This window comes from Bradyrhizobium roseum (genome assembly GCF_030413175.1).
Lineage (GTDB): Bacteria > Pseudomonadota > Alphaproteobacteria > Rhizobiales > Xanthobacteraceae > Bradyrhizobium > Bradyrhizobium roseum.
On the sequence record NZ_CP129212.1, the window covers coordinates 3,317,423 to 3,336,843 of the forward strand.

General features: G+C 64.3%; 16 protein-coding genes. 5 read left to right on the forward strand and 11 right to left on the reverse strand.

The features are described 5' to 3' along the window. Positions 1-57 precede the first annotated feature (57 nt). Positions 58-1,236 (forward strand): saccharopine dehydrogenase family protein, encoded by a 1,179-nt coding sequence (locus tag QUH67_RS15775; protein WP_300947585.1) that lies wholly within the window; start codon positions 58-60, stop codon positions 1,234-1,236. Here QUH67_RS15775 and QUH67_RS15780 read toward each other — a convergent pair. The 3 genes from QUH67_RS15780 to QUH67_RS15790 form a co-directional block, all read right to left on the reverse strand. Next, positions 1,220-2,509: an O-antigen ligase family protein gene (locus tag QUH67_RS15780; RefSeq protein WP_300947586.1), complete on the reverse strand. Its 1,290-nt coding sequence runs from the start codon at positions 2,507-2,509 to the stop codon at positions 1,220-1,222. The genes QUH67_RS15775 and QUH67_RS15780 overlap by 17 nt on opposite strands. 50 nt (positions 2,510-2,559) lie before the next feature. After that, positions 2,560-4,086: an undecaprenyl-phosphate glucose phosphotransferase gene (locus tag QUH67_RS15785; RefSeq protein WP_300948061.1), complete on the reverse strand. Its 1,527-nt coding sequence runs from the start codon at positions 4,084-4,086 to the stop codon at positions 2,560-2,562. Positions 4,087-4,225: 139 nt separating this feature from the next. Continuing rightward, positions 4,226-5,359: a glycosyltransferase family 4 protein gene (locus tag QUH67_RS15790; protein ID WP_300947587.1), complete on the reverse strand. Its 1,134-nt coding sequence runs from the start codon at positions 5,357-5,359 to the stop codon at positions 4,226-4,228. A 262-nt stretch (positions 5,360-5,621) separates the two neighbouring features. On the opposite strand from QUH67_RS15790, the gene QUH67_RS15795 reads away from it, so the two are divergent. Further along, a complete protein-coding gene (locus tag QUH67_RS15795; protein WP_300947588.1) occupies positions 5,622-7,898 on the forward strand; it encodes a GumC family protein in 2,277 nt (758 codons plus the stop codon). Positions 7,899-8,024: 126 nt separating this feature from the next. On the opposite strand, the gene QUH67_RS15800 is transcribed toward QUH67_RS15795, so the two are convergent. Continuing rightward, positions 8,025-9,215: a GNAT family N-acetyltransferase gene (locus QUH67_RS15800; RefSeq protein ID WP_300947589.1), complete on the reverse strand. Its 1,191-nt coding sequence runs from the start codon at positions 9,213-9,215 to the stop codon at positions 8,025-8,027. A gap of 167 nt (positions 9,216-9,382) precedes the next feature. On the opposite strand from QUH67_RS15800, the gene QUH67_RS15805 reads away from it, so the two are divergent. After that, entirely contained in the window at positions 9,383-10,411 is a 1,029-nt protein-coding gene (locus QUH67_RS15805) for a polysaccharide deacetylase family protein (protein ID WP_300947590.1), read from the forward strand. On the opposite strand, the gene QUH67_RS15810 is transcribed toward QUH67_RS15805, so the two are convergent. Both QUH67_RS15810 and QUH67_RS15815 read right to left on the reverse strand, forming a co-directional pair. Further along, complete coding sequence (locus QUH67_RS15810; RefSeq protein WP_300947591.1) at positions 10,395-11,759, reverse strand: PAS domain S-box protein; 1,365 nt, start codon at positions 11,757-11,759, stop codon at positions 10,395-10,397. The genes QUH67_RS15805 and QUH67_RS15810 overlap by 17 nt on opposite strands. A gap of 129 nt (positions 11,760-11,888) precedes the next feature. Then, entirely contained in the window at positions 11,889-12,101 is a 213-nt protein-coding gene (locus QUH67_RS15815; RefSeq protein ID WP_300947592.1) for a DUF2842 domain-containing protein, read from the reverse strand. Positions 12,102-12,206: 105 nt separating this feature from the next. Between QUH67_RS15815 and QUH67_RS15820 the strand changes: the two genes are divergently transcribed. Both QUH67_RS15820 and QUH67_RS15825 read left to right on the forward strand, forming a co-directional pair. Further along, positions 12,207-13,298, forward strand: coding sequence for a COX15/CtaA family protein (locus QUH67_RS15820; RefSeq protein WP_300947593.1), 1,092 nt, complete (start codon positions 12,207-12,209; stop codon positions 13,296-13,298). Between the two features lie 149 nt (positions 13,299-13,447). After that, positions 13,448-14,260 (forward strand): FTR1 family iron permease, encoded by an 813-nt coding sequence (locus QUH67_RS15825; RefSeq protein WP_300947594.1) that lies wholly within the window; start codon positions 13,448-13,450, stop codon positions 14,258-14,260. A gap of 9 nt (positions 14,261-14,269) precedes the next feature. Here QUH67_RS15825 and nadC read toward each other — a convergent pair whose 3' ends face one another. The 5 genes from nadC to QUH67_RS34955 are packed head-to-tail and all read right to left on the reverse strand — an operon-like array spanning position 14,270 to position 19,284. Beyond that, positions 14,270-15,139, reverse strand: coding sequence for a carboxylating nicotinate-nucleotide diphosphorylase (gene nadC, locus QUH67_RS15830; RefSeq protein WP_300947595.1), 870 nt, complete (start codon positions 15,137-15,139; stop codon positions 14,270-14,272). Continuing rightward, a complete protein-coding gene (locus tag QUH67_RS15835) occupies positions 15,136-16,689 on the reverse strand; it encodes an L-aspartate oxidase (protein ID WP_300947596.1) in 1,554 nt (517 codons plus the stop codon). Before QUH67_RS15835 ends, nadC begins: the two co-directional genes overlap by 4 nt. Further along, the gene (nadA, locus tag QUH67_RS15840) at positions 16,686-17,672 is read right to left on the reverse strand and encodes a quinolinate synthase NadA (protein WP_300947597.1); all 987 of its coding nucleotides are present in this window, start codon (positions 17,670-17,672) and stop codon (positions 16,686-16,688) included. Before nadA ends, QUH67_RS15835 begins: the two co-directional genes overlap by 4 nt. 54 nt (positions 17,673-17,726) lie before the next feature. After that, a complete protein-coding gene (locus tag QUH67_RS15845) occupies positions 17,727-18,680 on the reverse strand; it encodes an NUDIX hydrolase (RefSeq protein ID WP_300947598.1) in 954 nt (317 codons plus the stop codon). A 37-nt stretch (positions 18,681-18,717) separates the two neighbouring features. Then, a complete protein-coding gene (locus QUH67_RS34955) occupies positions 18,718-19,284 on the reverse strand; it encodes a hypothetical protein (RefSeq protein WP_407080435.1) in 567 nt (188 codons plus the stop codon). Positions 19,285-19,421 lie beyond the last annotated feature (137 nt).

Sequence of the window (19,421 nt, forward strand, 5' to 3'; positions counted from 1 at the left end):
CGACCGGGTGGCTCGCAATGATGGAAGAATAAGTGATCACCTGAAGGAAACCAGTCTATGTCTTCGTCGAAATTCGACATCGTCGTCTACGGCGCCACCGGTTTCACCGGGCAGCTCGTCGCCGAATATCTCGCCGCGCATTACAAGGGCGACACGAGCCTGAAATGGGCCATGGCCGGGCGCAGCAAGGACAAGCTCGCCGCCGTTCGTGACGCGATCGGCGCGCCGGCGGACACGCCGCTGATCGTGGCCGATGCGGCCGATCCGGCATCGTTGAAGGCGATGGTCGATCAGACGAAGTCGGTGATCTCGACGGTCGGCCCCTATCAGTTCTACGGTAACGAACTGCTGGCGGCTTGCGTGGCCTCCGGCACCGACTATTTCGATCTCTGCGGCGAGCCGCTGTGGATGCGGCAGATGATCGACAAGCATGAGGCGGCAGCGAAGGCGAGCGGCGCCCGCATCATTTTCTCGTGCGGGTTCGATTCGGTGCCGTTCGAACTCGGCGCTTTTTTCGTGCAGGAGGAAGCGAAACGGGTGTTCGGTGCGCCGGCGTCCCGCGTCAAGGGCCGTGTGCGCGACATGCGCGGCACGCTGTCCGGCGGCACCGCGGCGAGCGCCAAGGCGACGTTCGAGGCAGTCGCCAAGGATCTCAGCCTCGTGGCGATCCTCAAGGATGCGTTCGCGCTGACGCCCGGCTTCAAGGGGCCGAAGCAGCCGCCGGGCAGCAAGCCGCTCTACGAGCAAGACCTGAAGTCCTGGGCAGCCCCCTTCATGATGGCGCTCATCAACACCCGTAACGTGCATCGCTCGAACATGCTGATGGGATTTCCCTATGGAAAAGAGTTCGTCTACGACGAGATGGTGCTGACAGGCGACGGCGAAAGGGGCGAGGCCAACACCAAACTCGTGATGGCCGCCAACACCGAAAAGACCGGACCCGATGCGCCGAAGCCGGGCGAAGGACCGTCAAAGGAGGAGCGCGAGAACGGGCGCTACGATCTGCTCTATGTCGCGATTGCGCCCGACGGCCGGCAGGTCCGCGCCGCGGTGAAGGGCGACCGCGATCCCGGCTATGGCTCGACCTCGAAGATGATATCAGAGTGTGCCATCTGCCTGCTGCGCGATACGCCCGACGTGCCGGCGGGAATCTGGACGCCGGGGGCCGCGATGCAGGACAGACTGATCAAGCGCCTCGTCGATCACGCGGGATTGACGTTCACGGTGGAGAAGTAGCTCCCCAGGTGGCTTTCGCAGGCGCCGTGGGCGCGGGCGCGGCGCCCGCCTTCCACCGTTCAGCGGCAACGAACATGCCCCACATGGTGCCGAGCATCATCCAGAAGTGGCGCCAATGGTCGGTGTCGATGATAAAGCTCTCGCCGACGGTGCCGACGAAAGCGGTGAAGATCGCGATATAGGCCGGCTGCCACGGTACGCGGACAAAGATATAGCGGAACCCGGTCAGCACGGTGACGAAGACGAGCGCCGGGTAGCAGACGCCGGCGAGCCAGCCGCCCGACATGAATGCGTTCAAATAGGAATTGTGGGTATCTTCCGGGAAGAAGCGGTTGAACTGCAGCGGTCCGATGCCGAGCGGCAGTCCGAGCGCCATCTCCGCGCCGAGAACATGTCGGCCGAACCGGCCGAAGCGGCCGGTGTCGTAACTCTGGTCGAAGCTGGCGCGCTGCTTGAACAGGTCCGCCACCGAGCTCAGCGACAATAGTACCGCGACGAGCGCGGCCGCCAGAACGACGGCAACGATCGCGGTGATGATGATGCGTGAGCGCTGCGCCTGTGAGCGACCGGTCAACACCATCAACACGAGCATGAAGCCGGAAACGACGATCAATTGGCCCCACGCCGCGCGCGAGAACGACAGCAGGATGGCCAGCGAGATGATGCCGAAGGCGATCGCGCTGCGGAGCGACCTGCCGAACCGGTCGGTGACGACGCTTTGCAGCGCGAGCACCGCCGGCAGAATCAGGAACGCGCCGAGCACGTTCGGGTCCTTGAACGTGCCGCGGGCGCGGTCATACAGCGTCAGCAGATCGCGCCCGCCCGGAACGAGGTTGAAATAGCCGGCAATGCCCGCGAGCGAGGCAATCACCCCGCCGACGACGAGACCGCGCCGGAGCATGTCGAGCCGGGCGGCGGTATCCTCCGAGATCACCATGGCGAACAACACGACTGATATCGCCATGTACCAGGACGTCATGATCCAGTTCGGCACGCTGGGTCGGTCGAACACGGCGACTGAGCTGATGGTGTAGCCGATATTGATCAGGAACAGCAGCAGAAGCAGCGGAACGAATACCAGCCGCATCCGCAGGCCCGTCGCGAAAAAGATCACGGTGGCCAGCAGCGTGACGATCTCGTAGGGCGATGGTTCGATGAAGACGATGGCGATCGATGCGCCGGCGAGCCACACCAGCGCGCGCTGCAAGGCCAGCACGCCGGGGGCCGCCGTCGCAGGCGCGTGGAAATTCCCGGCTGTTGCCGCATACGCCATTACATACTCACGCAACTCAACTAACTAAGACGCAGAATGACGGCGAGGTCTCAATACGCGTTCTCGCTCTTGGTGATCAGCGCCACCGGCGTCTTGAGCAGGATGTAAAGGTCGAACAACACCGACCAGTTCTCGATGTAATAGAGATCGAACTCGACGCGCTTCTGGATCTTCTCGTCGGTGTCGACTTCGCCGCGCCAGCCGTTGATCTGCGCCCAGCCGGTGATGCCCGGCTTGACGCGGTGACGCGCGAAGTAGCCGTCGACGGCCTCGTCGTACAGCCGGCTCTGCAGCTTGCTCTGCACGGCATGCGGGCGCGGGCCGACCAGCGAGAGGTTGCTCTTGAACACGACGTTGAACAGCTGCGGCAATTCGTCGAGGCTGGTCTTGCGGATGAAGCGCCCGACGCGGGTGACGCGCGCGTCGTTCTTCGTCACCATCTTGGCGGCGGCCGGATCGGCCAGATGGTGATACATGGAGCGGAATTTGAGGACGTCGATGCGCTCGTTGTTGAAGCCGAACCGCTTCTGGCGGAACAGCACCGGCCCCGGACTGTCGAGCTTGACCGCGAGCGCGACCAGCCCCATCACCGGCAATGCCAGCACCAGGATCGCGAAGCCGACGACGTGGTCGAACAGCCACTTCATCACCAGGTCCCAGTCGGTGATCGGCGCCTCGAATACGTCGAGTGTCGGCACCTGGCCGAGATAGGAATAGGAGCGGGGACGGAAACGCAACTTGTTGGTATGGGCCGAAAGCCGGATGTCGACCGGCAGCACCCACAGCTTTTTGAGCATTTCGAGGATGCGGGTCTCGGCCGAGATCGGCAGCGCAAACAGCACGAGGTCGATACGGGTGCGGCGCGCCAGTTCGACGATGTCGTCGACCTTGCCGAGCTTGGGGCTGCCGGCGCAGGTATCCATGGCGCGGTCGTCGTTGCGGTCGTCGAACACCCCGAGCACCTTGATATCGGAATCATCCTGGATCTGGAGCGCCCGGACCAGATCTTCGCCGTTCTCGTCAGCGCCCACGATGATGGTGCGGCGATCGAGCTTGCCCTGACGGGCCCAGCCGCGCACCAGCGAGCGCAAAAACAGCCGCCCGGTCACCAGCGCGGCAAGGCCCGAGAAGAAAAACGCCGTGAGCCAGAGCCGCGAGATTTCGCTGCCGAGCTTGGCGATGAAGGATGCGCCGATGAACAGCAGGAACACCAAAGCCCAGGACGAGATTAACCGGGTGATCTGTCGCAGATGGCCGCGGAACAACTGCACCTGGTAGAGATCGGCGGCCTGGAAGCAGATCACGGCTGTCGCGGCCATGCCGATGATTGCTGCGAGGAACTCCCAGGCAAAGCCGCTGATCGGGACGACATATCCGAAATAGAGCGCGATTCCGATCGCGGAGAGAACAACAAAGTCGATGACGCGGACCACGCCTGCGATCACGATCGGCGAGTAGGCGCGGCCGACCTTCTGGCTGCTGACGGCGATGGCGGCCGGCGTAAGCCGGCGGCGCCGTTCGAGCGGCGGGTGACCGGCGGTGGCGGTCATCGCGGCCGTCGCCGCGGCATCGAGCATCGAGCGTGCGTTAATCGGTTCCACTTGTCCACGTCCGTTCTGGAAGCAAGCACAGAGGAGCGTGCCTGCCGGTGCGGAATTCCCCACACCACGGCTTAAGTGACAAATCGGAAGAAACGGTTACGGCGGTAACGTACGGTTAACGATTTCCAAACGCCTCGCGGTAGCCGGCAAACACGCCTTCGACCATCGCCTTCTGCGAGAAATGCATGAAGATTCGCTCGCGCAACGATTTCGCGCGCTCTCGCGTTGCGGCCGCATCCTTCAGTGCGGCTTCGATGGCATCGGCCATTGCAGCGGTGTTACCAGGCGCAAACAGGGCGTCGCCATGCTCACCGAAAATCTCGGGGATGCCGCCGACCTTGGCGGCGATCATGGGAATGCCGGCCGCCGCCGCCTCGATCACGACATAGGGCATCGAGTCTCCACGGGAAGGAACCACCAGCAGCGAGCCCTTGGAGAAGCCGTAGCGCGCCTTGACGTGGCCGATGAACCGCACGGCCTCGCCGAGGCCGAGCCGTTCCACCTGGGCTTTGAGGCTTGCGCTTTCCTCGCCGTCGCCGGCGAGCGTCAGCGTCACCGGATGTCCGGCGGCGCGCAGCTTGGCCACTGCGTCGATCAGGAGGTCGGCGCCCTTGATGTGGCGGAACTCGCCGACGTAGATCAGGTCGGTGGCATCATCAGCCTTCACGACCGGATCGAATTCGGCTGCGGTGACGCCGTTGAAGACGCATTTTACCAGGCCCTTCGGGGTGCCGATGGTGCGCTGATAGGTATCGCGCGCAAACGCGCTTTCGAACAGGAACAGGTCGGTATCGTTCATCAGTGCGCGTTCGACGCGGGCGTAGATGTTACCTTTCACTGTCGACAGCGGATAGTGCAGCGATCCGCCATGCGGGGTGTAGACCCGGATGCGGTCGCGACTGGCGGTCCTGAAGCGCATGAAGGTGCCTGCCTTGGCGCCGTGGCCGTGCAGCACGTCGGGCTTCAGTTCGCGGATCATGCGCTGGAAGCGGGCCCACACCAGCAAGTCGGTCGGGAGCGGTTCGCGACGGATCGCCGTGCGATGGACGCCGAGCTTGAGGCGCGGGGCGATTTCCGCCAGCGCCTGCTCGGCGCGCTCGCCGCCGGTGAGGCTGTCGGCGATGATGCCGACGTGATGGCCGCGATCGGCCTGGCCGTTGGCGAGATCGAGGATGTGACGAAAGATGCCGCCGACAGGCGCGCGCGTGGCGTGCAGGATCCGAAGCGGCTGACCGTCGACAAAAGGCATGATTCAAAACCAGCGTGGGCCGGCGGAGAAGGGCGCAGCAACCAGACGTAAGTTGGAGGAGAGTGCGCCTTGCATCGCGGGAATCCCGAAAATCTTGCCGCCAGATTAAGGCCTTCGATGGTTAACAAAAAGTGACGGTACACCAACGGCCGGTCCTCAGGGCCAGCAAAAATGGGGCGAATTAACTCAGCGGCAACCATAATCAAGTGTACTCGCTCCCGGGTTTGGGTGGACCGGCAGTTGGCGTCCGCGGGAGTGTGCGATGCGTTTGGCGTTCTGGCGAGCAGGCAAGGACGAGCCGGTGGTGCAGCGGGCGGTGGTCGGGCCCGCGCCCTTGGCTTCGAAGCCCGTCGCCACCCCTTCGGTTGCCGCCTTATCCGGCGATCTCGATCTGCGGGCGCTCGGCCATGCGCTGATGCGCAAGCGGGGCTGGATCATCGTCCCGACGGTGTTGGCCCTGGTGGGATCGCTCACCGCGGTCAACATGATCACGCCGCGCTATAAATCCGAAGCGCGCATTCTGGTCGACGGGCGCGAGAACGTGTTCCTGCGGCCCAATGGCGAACGTGGCGAGGAACGCAGTGCGCTCGACGCCGAAGCCGTCACCAGCCAGGTGCAACTGGTGCAGTCGCGCGATCTCGCTCGCGAAATCATCAGGAAGAACAGGCTCGCCGAACTTCCGGAATTCGACCCCGTTTTGCGTGGTTCGTCGCCGATCAAGTCGTTGCTGGCCTTGATCGGCATCGGGCGCGATCCGTTTTCGCTCACCCCGGAAGAGCGCGTGCTGGAGGCCTATTACGAGCGCTTCACGGCCTATGCGGTCGACAAGTCCCGCGTCATCGTTATCGAATTCCAGTCGCGCGATCCCGATCTGGCCGTCCGCGTCGCCAACTCGATTGCGGAAGGTTATCTGGTGCTGCAGCAGGACGCGCGGCAGGATCAGGCAAAGGACGCTGTCAAGTTTTATACCCGCAGGATCGACGAGTTGCGCCAGGAGGTTTCGGAGGCCGAATCGCGTGTCGAGGAGTTTCGTTCCAAGTCGAGCCTGTTCGTCGGCACCAACAACACGACGCTGTCCAACCAGCAGATGGGCGAGCTCAACACCCAGCTCATCAACGCGCGCGCACTGAAAGCGGACGCGGAAACCAAGGCGCGGCTGATCAAGCAGATGCTCGATACCGGCAGGCCGATCGAAGCTTCCGAAATTCTCAATTCAGAGCGGATCCGCGGATTGTCGGAGCGGCGCGCCACGCTGCGCAGCCAGCTTGCCGAACAATCTTCCACACTGCTTGGCGGCCATCCCCGTATCAAGGAATTGAAGGCGCAACTCGTAGATATCGATCGGCAGTTGCGCGAGGAAGCGGGCATTGTGTCCGGCTCGCTGGAGAACGAGGCGCGCCTTGCCAGCGGCCGGGTCGAAAGTGCCGTGGCAAGCCTCGAACAGTCGAAGCGACAGGCGTCCTCGAACAATGGCCAGGACGTTCAGCTCCGCGCGCTCGAGCGCGATGCCAAGGCCAAGCGTGACCAGCTGGAGTCCTTTCTTGCCAAGAATCGCGACGCGAGCGCGCGTGAAAACCTCGAGGCGACGCCGACCGACGGCCGCATCATCTCGCGCGCTACTGTTTCGAACACCCCGGCCTATCCGAAGAAGCTGCCGATCGTGCTGATCGCGACGCTGGCGACCTTGCTGCTCACCTCGGGCATGATTGCGACCAGCGAGTTGTTGCGCATGACCGCCCCACCGGTGCGCGACGCGATTACGCCGGAAGTTGCGTTTCAGGCCGCAGCGGTTTCCATTCCGGTCACGCTGCAGGAACCAGTAAAACCGGTGCCGGCGCCGGCGATCGCGCCCGAGCTTCCGGTCGCGTTGGCGGTCGAACATGAGGAGCCGGAACTCATCGCGCCCGCGGCAGAAGCGCCCCGGATGGATCTCGCGCTGGAAACCATTGAAGTCGAGCGACTGGCCGAGAGGTTGCGCGATGCAGGCGCACGCAAGGTTTCCGTGCTGGGCACGGCATCGGGCGACAGCATCACGCTGACCGTGCTGACGCTGGCGCGGCTGATGGCGCGGCAGGCGAAAGTCGTGGTCGTCGATCTCGTGGGGTCGTCGCCGACGATTGCCGCGATATCGTCCGATCCGGTTGCGCCCGGCCTTGCCGAGCTGATGGAAGGGCAGGCGTCGTTTTCGCAAATCATCACAAAGGACCGGCGGTCGCGCGTTCATCTCGTCAGCGCCGGACGTCCCGGTTTTGACCGCGCGCACCTCCAGTCGCCACGATTGACGCTCGCGATCGACGCGCTGCAGCGGGTCTATGATCATGTGCTTTTGGATGCCGGCGCGGCCTCCGACCTGCCGGCCGAACTGCTGATGTCGCAGGCGCTGGCGGTGGTCGTTCCCGAAGCCTCGATGCCGCAGGACGCGCGCGACGTGATGTGCGACCAGCTCAGGGCGGTCGGCTTCTCCGAGGTGACGATGCTGAGCCGGCCGTGCGAGGCGTCGGATGCCGTCGAACTGAGCCCACGATTCGTGGCGGCGTGACCGTACCAAACCCTCATGGTGAGGAGGCGCGCGAGCGCCGTCTCGAACCATGCGGCCCCGCTCGTGCCATTCATCCTTCGAGACGACCGCTGCGCGGTCTCGTCAGGATGAGGTCCAAAGCCAAGCCTAGCTGAACGCGTTGCGCAGCTTTTGCGCCATTTCCAGCAGCGCCGGATTGTGCTTCACCAGCCGTTTGGTGCGGTTGAGGCCGGACATCAATCCGGCGGCCAGCTTGCCGCGCTGGCTGAGCGGAATGAAGCTGTCGAAGATCGGCTCGTCGTCCTTGCAGAACAGCCGCTTGTAGTCGTCGGAGCCGATCCCGAGGTCGAGCGCGCGATAATCTTTTGCGGCGTAGTGATCGATGATGTCACGCATCAGGATCAGGCCCGGGCTGTATTTCGAATGCGCCGACATCGTGTAGGTATTGAACATCATCGAGAAGCGGTGGCCGTCGGCGACGCCCGCAAAAATTGCGATCACCTCCTCGTCGCATTCCAGCGCGTGGATGTCGATGGCGTGGCCGCCGCCGGCGAGCGGCGCGGTGCAGGCGCTGCGGACGAATTCCTCGATGCCGGGATCGGCGAACACGTTGGGCAATTTCTGTTCGGCCATGCGCTGCGGCTTGACCAGGAAGAACCAGTCGAGCAGCCGCACGATATCGGCCTGCGATGACGCCAAATAGCTGCGATATCCCGTCAGGGACTGCAGCTTGCGTTCCTTGCCCTTGAGGCGGCGGCGGAACGAGTTGCTGACGCGTGCCGCGGGCGCCGCGCCGGGTTCCATCACCAGTAGCGGGCAATCGTTGGCGGAGGGCTGATAGGGCAGCAGGGCGAGCGGGTTGGGCAGGTCGCGCCAGCGCAGCGGCTGCTGATGCAGCGTAAGCACGTCGGCCTCGGATCGCTGCGCGATCGCCGCCACCAGGCCTTCGAGATCGGCCCGCGTTGCGCTTGCGGCGAAATCGCGGTCGAACAGCGCCATGTTGAAGGTGGAATGCTTGCCGCCCATGAAGCTGGCGCAACGCGCGCCATAGGCATGCCGGAGCGCGAGCGGGAGCAGCAGCAGCGGGCGCCGCTCGGCGTCATAGGCGATCACGATGAACGGCGCGAACCCTTCGCGTTCGCCGACCTGCCGCTGCCAGGCGCTGAGAAAATCGAAGCGCTGATACGGCGTGAAAGAAGTTGGCGCGGCTTCGAGGCCGCGCCAGATACTTTCCGCCGCGCTCAGATCGTGAGCGATGTCGATGCCGGCGATGCGGCCCGCCTTCGACCACGCATTTGCATCCGCCGTGCGGTCTTCAATCGCGGCAGCCATGGTCATCGCAGAGCCCGTGTTATATGAATTCGTTTACAATTTGCGGCTTTGGCCGACCTTCGCAGGGAAATGTCAACAAAGGGTAATACCATCCGGTCGCGACGGGGGCGCGCGGCCGCATGGTTGAGCGCGGGACGGTGGCGTTGGATATGGGATTTTGGCGGCGGGCCGGGATGGAGCTTGCCTTTTTCAGCGGCTATTTCAGGCTGAGGGAACGCAGCAGAGGTGGCGCCGGCGTCATCCTGCGGTTCGAGCGCGTGCGCCCGCGCGATGCCCGGCCGTTTCAGCCGAACCGATGGCGAGAGATCACGCCGCAATTTCTCGATCAGACGATTCGTGCGCTGAAGCGCTGGAATTTTGATCTCGTCACGATGGACGAGGTGTGCCGGCGAGCGGTTACGTTGCCGAACGCCAATCGATTCGCCTGCCTGACGTTTGACGGCGCCAGCAAGGACGTCGTCACGCAGGCTTTTCCCGTGCTGTCGAAGCACGGCGTGCCCTTCACCGTCTACCTGCCGACCGCATTTCCGGACGGGATCGGCGAAGCCTGGTGGCTCGCGCTGGAGGACGTGATCGCGCGCGAGCCCCGCATCAGCCTGGTCATCGACCGCCAGGAGCGGCGATTTGCGACCGGCACCGTGCCGGAGAAGCACGACACCTACGAATTTCTGGCAAGCTGGCTGCGAACGTTGCCGCCGCCGGATCTGTCGTTCGCGATCCACGACCTCTGCAAGCGCTACTCTGTCGACCTCGCAGCGCTGTCGCGCAGCGCGTCGATGGATTGGGATGATCTGGCGAAGCTCGCCGCCGATCCGCTTGTGACGATCGGCAGCGCGACGGTGAATTACCACGCGCTGTCCAACCTGAAGGAAGCCGACGCGCAACGCGAAATAACCATGGGCAAGGCGGTGGCGGAGACTGCGTTGCGCCGCCCCGTCGCGCATTTCGCGTATCCGTTCGGCGACCCGAAATCCTGGCGCCGCGCACATGTCGTGATGGGGCAGGAGGCTGGTTTCGCCAGCGCGGTATCGACGAGCCCGGGCGTTATCGAGGCCAGCGGATATACCAATCTGCACGCGCTGCCGCGGATCGCCTGGGATGGGCGGCTGGCCTCGCTGCGCCTGATGCGCGTGATGCTGTCCGGGATCATGTCTCCGCAGGTCAGGCCGACCGCGGACAATTCGATCATGCTTCGGGAATAGCGACGCGGTCCAGAGGAGCTGTCAGCCGCCAGACAAGACCTGGCGCCAGGTATTCGATTTCCACCTCTGCGCCGATTGCGAAACGGGGATTCCGGTCAATCATGACGGTTCCGAATCCCACGTTCGAGGGCTTCACCACCGGCGGCCCTCCGAACTCGCGCCATTCGATCGCGAGCTCCTTGCGGCTGACATCGACGGAGACGCGAATCGTGATGCCGCCGGTCGAGCCAGACAGGGCGCCATACTTGGTTGCATTGGTGGTCAGCTCATGAATTGCCAGACCGATGGTTTCGGCGGCGGATGGCACGACAAAGAAATCGAGGTCACCCTTCACATCAATCCGCTTCCATAGCAGGTCACTGACGGCCGCGAGCTGTGATATGATGAGTTCGCCGATCGGTGTTCCCTTCCAGTTCCTCTTGGTCAGGATATCCTGGTTTCTAGCCAGGGCTTGCAATCGGTTTGCCAGGCTTTCCGAATATTTTCTGTCGACGGTTCGTGACACAAGGGCTTGCACGACAGTGATCATATTCTTGGCCCGGTGACTCAGTTCTCCCATCAGTAAGCGGATCTGTTCCTCGTTTTGCATTTGGGCGGTGATGTCGGTATTGGTGCCGAACCATCTCCAGACCTTGCCATCTCTGCCGAAAATGGGCTTGGCGCGCGAGAGAAACCAGCGATAATCCCCGTCATGACGGCGTAGTGGGAATACATCTTCCCATTCCTGGCCGCTGTCCCAGCTTTGTTGGATACGTTCCCTTACCCTTTGAACGTGGTCAGGGTGGTGGACCCTGGTCCAGCCCCATCCCTGCATCTCGTCAAAATTCGATCCAGTGTAGTCGTACCACCGTTCATTGTACCAAAAGATGTAGCCGTCGCTATCCGCAATCCAGGCAAGCTGGGGGATGCTGTTCGCGAGGGTGCGGAATTGCTGTTCGCTCTCCTCCAGCCTGATGCGCGCCTCGAAAGCTTCGCTGCAATCATGCGCGATCTTGGAAGCGCCGACGATGTTACTCGTGCGGTCGCGCAGCGGTGCAATGGTGATTGCTACATGGACCGGCTTTCCCGATCTGTGCTGCCGAATGGTCTCAAACTTTGGAACCAGTTCTCCCGCTTTGATGCGTTCCAGAATGCGGTCTTCTTCGCCCTGTCGATCTTCAGGGATAATCAGGCGGATCGGCTTGCCGATGATTTCGTCAGTGGACCAACCAAAAATTCGTTCGGCCGCAGGATTCCAAGTTCGAACCGTGCCGTGCAGGTCCTTTGAAATGATCGCGTCGAATGAGTGTTGAACGAGGGCGGCAAAGAGGCCATCGCCCGTCCATATCGCTTCTGTACCCTGGCTCATACCGGAAGTTGCTTTTTGCAAACTCGTTCGAGCGATGATAGATTGGGAAGCCGAAATTACAAGCGGGACCGGCCGCGCGGGTAAGTGCCCGCCAGTTTCTAATCAATAACGATAAAAAGAAGCCAATACCTAAGCCACCCGGTCCGGCCGCGACATCCAGCTCACGATCGGCATCGCCGGCAGCACCCATCCGAGCCCCGCCACGACATAGAAGATCGCCTGCCGCAGGCCAGAATTGGCCAGCCACGGCGTCTGGGCGATGGTCATGCCCAAAAGTGACCACACCACGACCAGCACCAGCAGGGCGATGGTTCCGAAGAATTTGCGGGTGCGTATCGTCATGGCGGGTATGCTGACCTTAGGCGGGTTGCGCACGGGAAGGGGCGGACTATAAGGGGCGCGCTGATGCAATCAAGCGTGCCTTCGGGTTGCGCCGAGATGGGTTTCATGACCGCTGGTTCCGCACAACAGGGCCCGTATCACGGGGCCGTCAAGGGTTGGCTCACCGTCGTGGCCGCGCTGATAGCGATCATGGTGCTGGTCGGCGGCGCCACGCGGCTGACGGAATCCGGATTGTCGATCGTCGAGTGGAAGCCGGTCACCGGCACGCTGCCGCCGCTCAACGCGACGCAGTGGGAACAGGCGTTCGAGGGCTACAAGGCGATCCCGCAATATCGCGAACTCAATGCCGGCATGAGCCTCTCCGAATTCAAGACCATCTTCTGGTGGGAATGGAGCCACCGCCTGCTCGGGCGCGTGATCGGGGCGGTCTATCTGCTGCCGTTCCTGTACTTCCTGTGGCGCGGCGCGTTCGGTGCCGAGCTGAAAAAGCGGTTGTGGGTGATCTTTGCCCTCGGCGCGCTGCAGGGCGCGGTCGGCTGGTGGATGGTCGCGTCGGGCCTGACGCATCGGACCGAGGTGTCGCAATATCGGCTGGCGACCCATCTCATGCTGGCGCTGATCATCTTTGCCTCGATCGTCTGGACGCTGCGGCAGATGAGCGGGCGTCCGCAGCTTGCCGTTCCCGGACGGTTGAAATTCACCGGCGTGGCCTTGCTCGCCCTGACGTTCATCCAGCTCTATTTCGGCGCGCTGGTCGCGGGACTGCGGGCGGGCAAGGTGTACAACACCTGGCCCGAGATCGACGGCGCCTTGATTCCGTCGGCGGCGCGGCTGTGGTTCGAGACGCCGTGGTGGCGCAATCTGTTCGACAACACGCTCACCGTGCAGTTCGAGCATCGGATGACGGCCTATGCGCTGTTGATCCTGGCCGTCGTTCACGCCATCGACGCCATGCGGTTGCGGGGCGGCGGGGCCGTTGTCGGCGGCGCATGGGCGCTGGTGGTGGCGATCGTCCTGCAGGCTGTGCTGGGTATCCTCACCTTGCTGCATCAGGTGCCGATCGATCTGGCGCTGGCGCATCAGGCTGTCGCCATCGTGGTGCTGACGCTCGCGGTGCTGCAGACCGAACGCCTCGTCGCACGCCGCGCGGCGCACGATCGGCAGGAATTGGTTCTGCCGCTCGGCCAGCCCGGCTGAAATTGAGCGATTCTAATCTGCCGCCGTTCCTCGAAGTGCTCGATTTGCAGGGGTTTTCTGCAGCGCATGGCGCTTGACGCGCTTGTGTGGGGCGGCCCCGCTTTACTTGGATGGTCGGAACGATAAAACGGGCCAAACAGGTTCGCTCCATGTCCTCAGCATTCATCCAGGCTGCCGTCATCCTGCTCCGCGAGGGGCTCGAAGCCATGCTCGTGATCGCAGCCCTGGCGGGCTATCTCACCAAGGCCGGCGCCGGTCATCGCGTTCAGGCGCTCTATGGTGGCGCGCTCGTTGCCGTTGGCGCCAGCTTCGTGGCGGCATGGTTGTTTGCGGTGTTCAATTCGGGCGACCACAGTGACGTCCTCGAAGGCGTCATCATCCTCTTCGCCGCCGCTTTGATGCTCTATGTCAGCGGCTGGCTGATGGTGAAGCAGGACCCGCGCGGCTGGCAGGATTATCTCGCGCACAAGGCGGACCAGGCGCTGTCGCAGGACACGGTGTGGGCGGTCGGAGCGCTGGCCTTCCTGGCGGTGTTTCGCGAGGGCGCCGAAACCGTGCTGTTCATCAACGCGCTGGCGACGGCCGAGGGCGGCTGGAGCGCCGGCCTGTTCGCCGGCCTCGCGGCGGCGACGGTGGCCCTCGCCGTGCTGTTCTATTTCATCAACCTGATTGCACGAAAACTGCCGCTGCGGCCGCTCTTCATTTTCACCTCGGCCTTCCTGTTCTTGATGGCGATCAAGTTCATCGGCGAGGCCGTGCAGGAATTCCAGGAGCAGGCGATCATCACGGTCACCGAGGTCAAGGGCTCGGCCTTCCTGACCGCCATCGGCCTCAATCCGTCGATGGAAGCCCTGACCATCCAGGGCCTGGTGATCCTGTTTGCGCTGGCGACCTATTCGGTCTTCCAGCGCAACAGCCGCCTGATTCGCGAGGCCAAGGCTCCCATGCGTCCGGCCGAGTGACGCTCCGCGCTACGCGGCCTGCCGATTGAGGTCGAGATAGTCGAGGCCGATATCGAGCGCAGCGGAGCTGTGGGTCAGCCAGCCGGCGGAAATCAGGTCGACGCCGGTTGCGGCGATCGCTTTGGCGGTTTCGGCCGTGATGCGGCCGGAGGCTTCGGTGATCGCCCGGCCGGCCGTCATCGCCACCGCCTTCCGCAATTCGTCCACCGTCATGTTGTCGAGCAGCACGGCATCCACGCCGATCGCGAGAACCTGTTCGAGCTGGACCAGGGTGTCGACCTCGATCTCGATCTTGACGAGGTGGCCGGCATGCGCCCTTGCGCGCTCGATCGCGGTCCTGACGCTGCCCGCCAGTGCGATGTGGTTGTCCTTGATCAGGATGGCGTCGTCGAGGCCAAAACGGTGATTGCCACCGCCGCCGGCGCGGACCGCGTATTTTTCCAGCGCGCGAAGTCCGGGCGTGGTCTTGCGGGTGCAGACGATGCGCGCCTTGGTGCCTTGCGCCGCCGACACCAGCGAGGCCGTCGCGGTGGCGACGCCGCTGAGATGGCAGAGGAAGTTCAGTGCCGTCCGCTCGCCGGTCAACAGCCCGCGTGCAGGTCCTTCGATGGCGGCGATCACGTCGCCAGGCGCCACCACGCTGCCGTCCGGCCGCTCGGCGGTGAGGCGGATGGCGGGATTGACCAACTGAAAGGCGGCGCGTGCGATGTCGAGTCCGGCCACCACGCCGGGTTGGCGCGCGCGCAGCACCAGCGATGCCGCCTTGTCGGCCGGTACGATCGCATCCGCCGTGATGTCGCCGGCGCGTCCGAGGTCTTCAAGCAGGGCGGTTCGCACCAGTGGCTCGTACATCAGGGGAAGAAGTGGGGTAAGCGTCATGGCTGGGCACTCCCGACCGACAGGGATCTGGTTTCAACGACGTGGCGCGCGGTGTCGAGCGCGTCCGCCAGCGAGAGGAATGACGGCGCCGCCGTAGGCAAGACGTCCGGATAATCGCTGCGGAAATGCCCGCCACGGCTTTCCTCGCGCCGCCAGGCCGCGACCGCCATCATCAGTCCCACCAGCGCAGGATCGGACGCCGCGTTCGGGCCGCTGGCGAGCGGATAGAGGCCGCGGATCGCGCGTTCGATTCCATGCCGTTCGCGGAGCACGCCGAGGCCTAGCGACAGGATCGGCCGCACGGCCGAAGGGTCTGACGCGGGCGGCGGCGCATTCGCACCGCGCGACCTCAACGGGCCGCGGTTCGAGCCGAGGACGCTTTCCGCCACCCATTGCGCAAAGACGATCGCTTCCATCAGCGAATTGCTGGCGAGCCGGTTGGCGCCATGCAGCCCGGTGCGGCTGGCTTCGCCGCAGGCCCACAGGCCGTCCACCGTGCTGCGGCCTTCAATGTCCACGGCGATCCCGCCCATGTGATAGTGCACCGCCGGCCGCACCGGGATCGGATCGGTCGCGGGATCGATCCCGGCCATCCTGCAGAAGGCGGAGATCACCGGATAGCGTTTTGCAAAGGCCGTTCCGGGGTGTTTGCGCGCGTCGAGGAAGACGCGATGTCCTGCGGCGCGGCGACGCCACACCGCACGCGCCACGATATCGCGGGCTGCGAGTTCGGCGCCGGGCTGATCGGCCATGAAGCGCTGCCCGGTGTCGTCGATCAGGATCGCCCCGTCGCCGCGCACGGCTTCGGTGACCAGCGGCATCGGACGCGACGGTCCGTCGAAGGCGGTCGGATGAAACTGGATGAATTCGAGATCGGCGAGCTTTGCGCCCGCGCGTGCCGCCAGCGCCAGCCCCTGGCCGAAACAGCCGGCCGGGTTGGTGCTGTCCAGAAACAGTCCGCCGATGCCGCCCGTTGCGATCACGACGCGGCCGGTATCGATCACGAGCGGGCCCTGCGCGTTCACCGCCAGCACGCCCTTGATGGCGTTGTCCTCGACGATCAGGCTCCGCGCCTCGGCGCCTTCCAGCAGCGTGATCGTCGGGCAGCGGCGGACGGCTGCGATCAATGCCCGCATGATCTCGCGCCCGGTGCCGTCACCGGTGGCGTGCACGATGCGATGGCGGCCGTGCGCGGCTTCGAGGCCGAGCTGCCAACCGCCGTCCACCCGGCGGTCGAAGCCGACACCAAGTTGGGCCAGATGTTCGACGGCCGCGGGCGCCGCGTGGACGATACGGCTTGCGACCGCTTCGTCGCAAAGACCCGCGCCGGCGGCGAGCGTGTCGGCGAGGTGCAGGGCAGGGGCATCGTCGTCGCCCATCGCCGCGGCAAGCCCGCCCTGCGCCCACAGGCTGGAGGCTTCCGCGCCGAGCGGCGCCTTCGAGATGAGAACGACCGGCTCCGGCGCCATTTGCAGGGCCGTCATCAGGCCGGCGGCGCCGCCGCCGATAATGACCGGACAATTGTTGAGCGATGAAATATCGATCCTCATAGCGCCAACATCCTTTCGACCGCCCGACGGGCCGGTGCGGCGATCGCGGGATCGATCGTCACCTCATGCCGGCCGGTCTCCAGGGCATCGCGGATGTTCTTCAGCGTGATCCGCTTCATGTGCGGACACAGATTGCAGGGCCGGATGAACTCCACGTCGGGATGGAGCACCGAAACATTGTCGCTCATCGAGCATTCCGTCAGCAGCACGACGCGGGGTGGGCGCTTCTGGCCGACGAAGTCGGACATCGCCGCCGTCGAGCCTGAAAAGTCCGCTTCCGCGACCACGTCGGGCGGGCACTCCGGATGCGCCAACACCGTGACGTCAGGGTGGTTTTCGCGCAACTGCCTCACGTCGGCCGCCGTGAACAGTTCGTGCACCTCGCAATGGCCCTTCCACGCGATGATCTTCACGTCGGTCTGTGCGGCGATGTTCTGCGCGAGATATTCATCCGGCAGCATGATGACGCGCCCGGCGCCGAGTGACTGCACGACCTTCAGCGCATTGCCCGAAGTGCAGCAGATATCCGACTCCGCCTTCACGGCGGTGGTGGTGTTGACATAGGTGACGACGGGAACGCCGGGATAGCGCTGCCGCATCAGCCGCACGTCCTGCGCCGTGATCGAGTCGGCGAGCGAACAGCCCGCCGAAAGGTCCGGGATCAGCACGGTCTTGTCCGGGTTCAGGAGTTTTGCCGTCTCGGCCATGAAGTGCACGCCGGCCAGCACGATGATGTCGGCATCGACCTTGGTGGCCTCGCGCGCGAGCAACAGGCTGTCGCCGACGATGTCGGCGACGCCGTGGAAGATTTCAGGTGTCTGGTAGTTGTGCGCGAGCACGACCGCGTTGCGCCGCCGCTTCAGCTCGAGGATGGCATCGACGTCATCGGCGAAGGTGGCCCATTCCGGCGGCGGGATCACCCGCTTGACCCGGTCGTACAGCGCCGCGGAACCCTTGCGTGCAGTCAGGACGGAATTCGCCATTTATACTCTCCTTGAGTATATCTTGGCTTATACTTATCCTGAGCATAACCGATGTCAAGTGCGCGAAAGCGGGAGCTTGGTGCCGGCGACCGCCCGTTCCGCCAGCACGCCGTGGCGAAACCGGAACAGTTTGGCGGGGCGGCCGACCGTGTCGGCGGCGATTGCGCCAGTTTCCTCAACGAGTTGCTGCTGCTCGATGAGGCGGCGGAAGTTCTGCTTGTGCACCAGCCGGCCTGCAAGCGCCTCAACACTGCGTTGCAGTTGCAGCAGGGTGAATTCCGCCGGCATCAGTTCGAATACCACGGGGCGGTATTTGATCTTGGCGCGCAGCCGCGCGATGCCGGTGGCGAGAATGCGGCGGTGATCGCCGGTCATCGGCCGGCCGGGAATGACGGATGTGCCGCTTGCGCCGTCCCGCACGGCTTCCGGAATCAGGCCGGCCTCATAGAGCAGCTCATAGCGCTGCAGCACCAGCTCTTCATTCCACTCGCGCTCATCGAGGCCGAACGTGATGGCAACGCGCTGCCAGCGCTCGCGCTGCAGGCTGGCGGTGTCGGCCGATTTCGACCAGGCGCGCAGCCGCGAGGACAATGTCTTCGCCAGCGCTGCGGGAAGGCCGGACCGTTGATCTTCCCAGGGGAAATAGTCGTACCAGCCCGACCAATGCGCCTCAAAACCCTGGCCGACCTGGTCTTCGCGCGTCAGGCCGAGATAGCTGATCGAGATCGAATGCGGCGACTTGGCATCGCCGCCGCGGCCGCGGTCGGCGAACGTGTACAACTGCTCGACGTAGCCGAGCGGATGGCCGGTCTGCGCCTCGACCCAGGCGCGCAATCCCGTCTGCAGCGAGCGGTGGGTGAATTCAAACGGCCCGCTCGGCAATGCGCCGGCGTTGGCGATGGTCATGATCTTGGGCTCGCCGTCGGTAACGGCGACGAGGACGGCGACCAGGTCCACCGTGGTCGCATTGGCCGCTGTCTTGCTGGCTTTCCGCAGTCCCCCTGCCACGTCGGTGTTCCGTCTCCGTTGTTCGGTGAGGGCGTGTTTAGCAGTAGCCATAGACGCCGCAAGCATAGGGCAGCCGGTTCCAATAGGAGGGACTGCCGTAATAGGGGCCGTCATAACTGTAGGAATGGCTGGTGCCGTAATAGCCGGGCAGCGTCGACGAGCCCGGCAGCAGCGGCGCGCCGAAGATGCGCGGCGCATAGGGTTTGATGCCGCCCGATATCAACGGCAGATCGATGGTCTCTTCCTCGACGACCACCGTGCGGCCGCGGCGCACGTAAAGCGGCGCGGCGCCGGGGGCAACGGTGGTGCGGTATTTGTAGTGCGCGCGAGGCAGGCCGGGCGGCAACTGGCCGGCGGCGCGAGCCGCGGCGGCCTGCTTCTCGGCGCGCCTTGCGCCGGCCGGGCTCGCGGCGGGTTTCGTGGCTGCCGGGGGCACTTCTGTCTTGGCCCCAGCTGGAGGCTTCGCAGATTTCGTGGCGGCGGAACTATCGGCCGGGGTCGCGGCGGCGGTGGCGTCGGCCGGCTTGGCGGCGCCGGAATCCTGGGCCGCAGCGGTTCCAAGCGCAAACATCGCGGCCAGGAATGGCGTCATCCAGCGCAGCATCGTCGGCTCCGAATCATCAAGGGCGGCTCAGCGCCACTTTATGCCGGAATGCACGTTAACGAGAGGGGGTGATGTTGGACGGCGAGTGGGCGCCCACGAGGGGCGCCCCAACGATCGACGGATCGGTAGGGGCGACC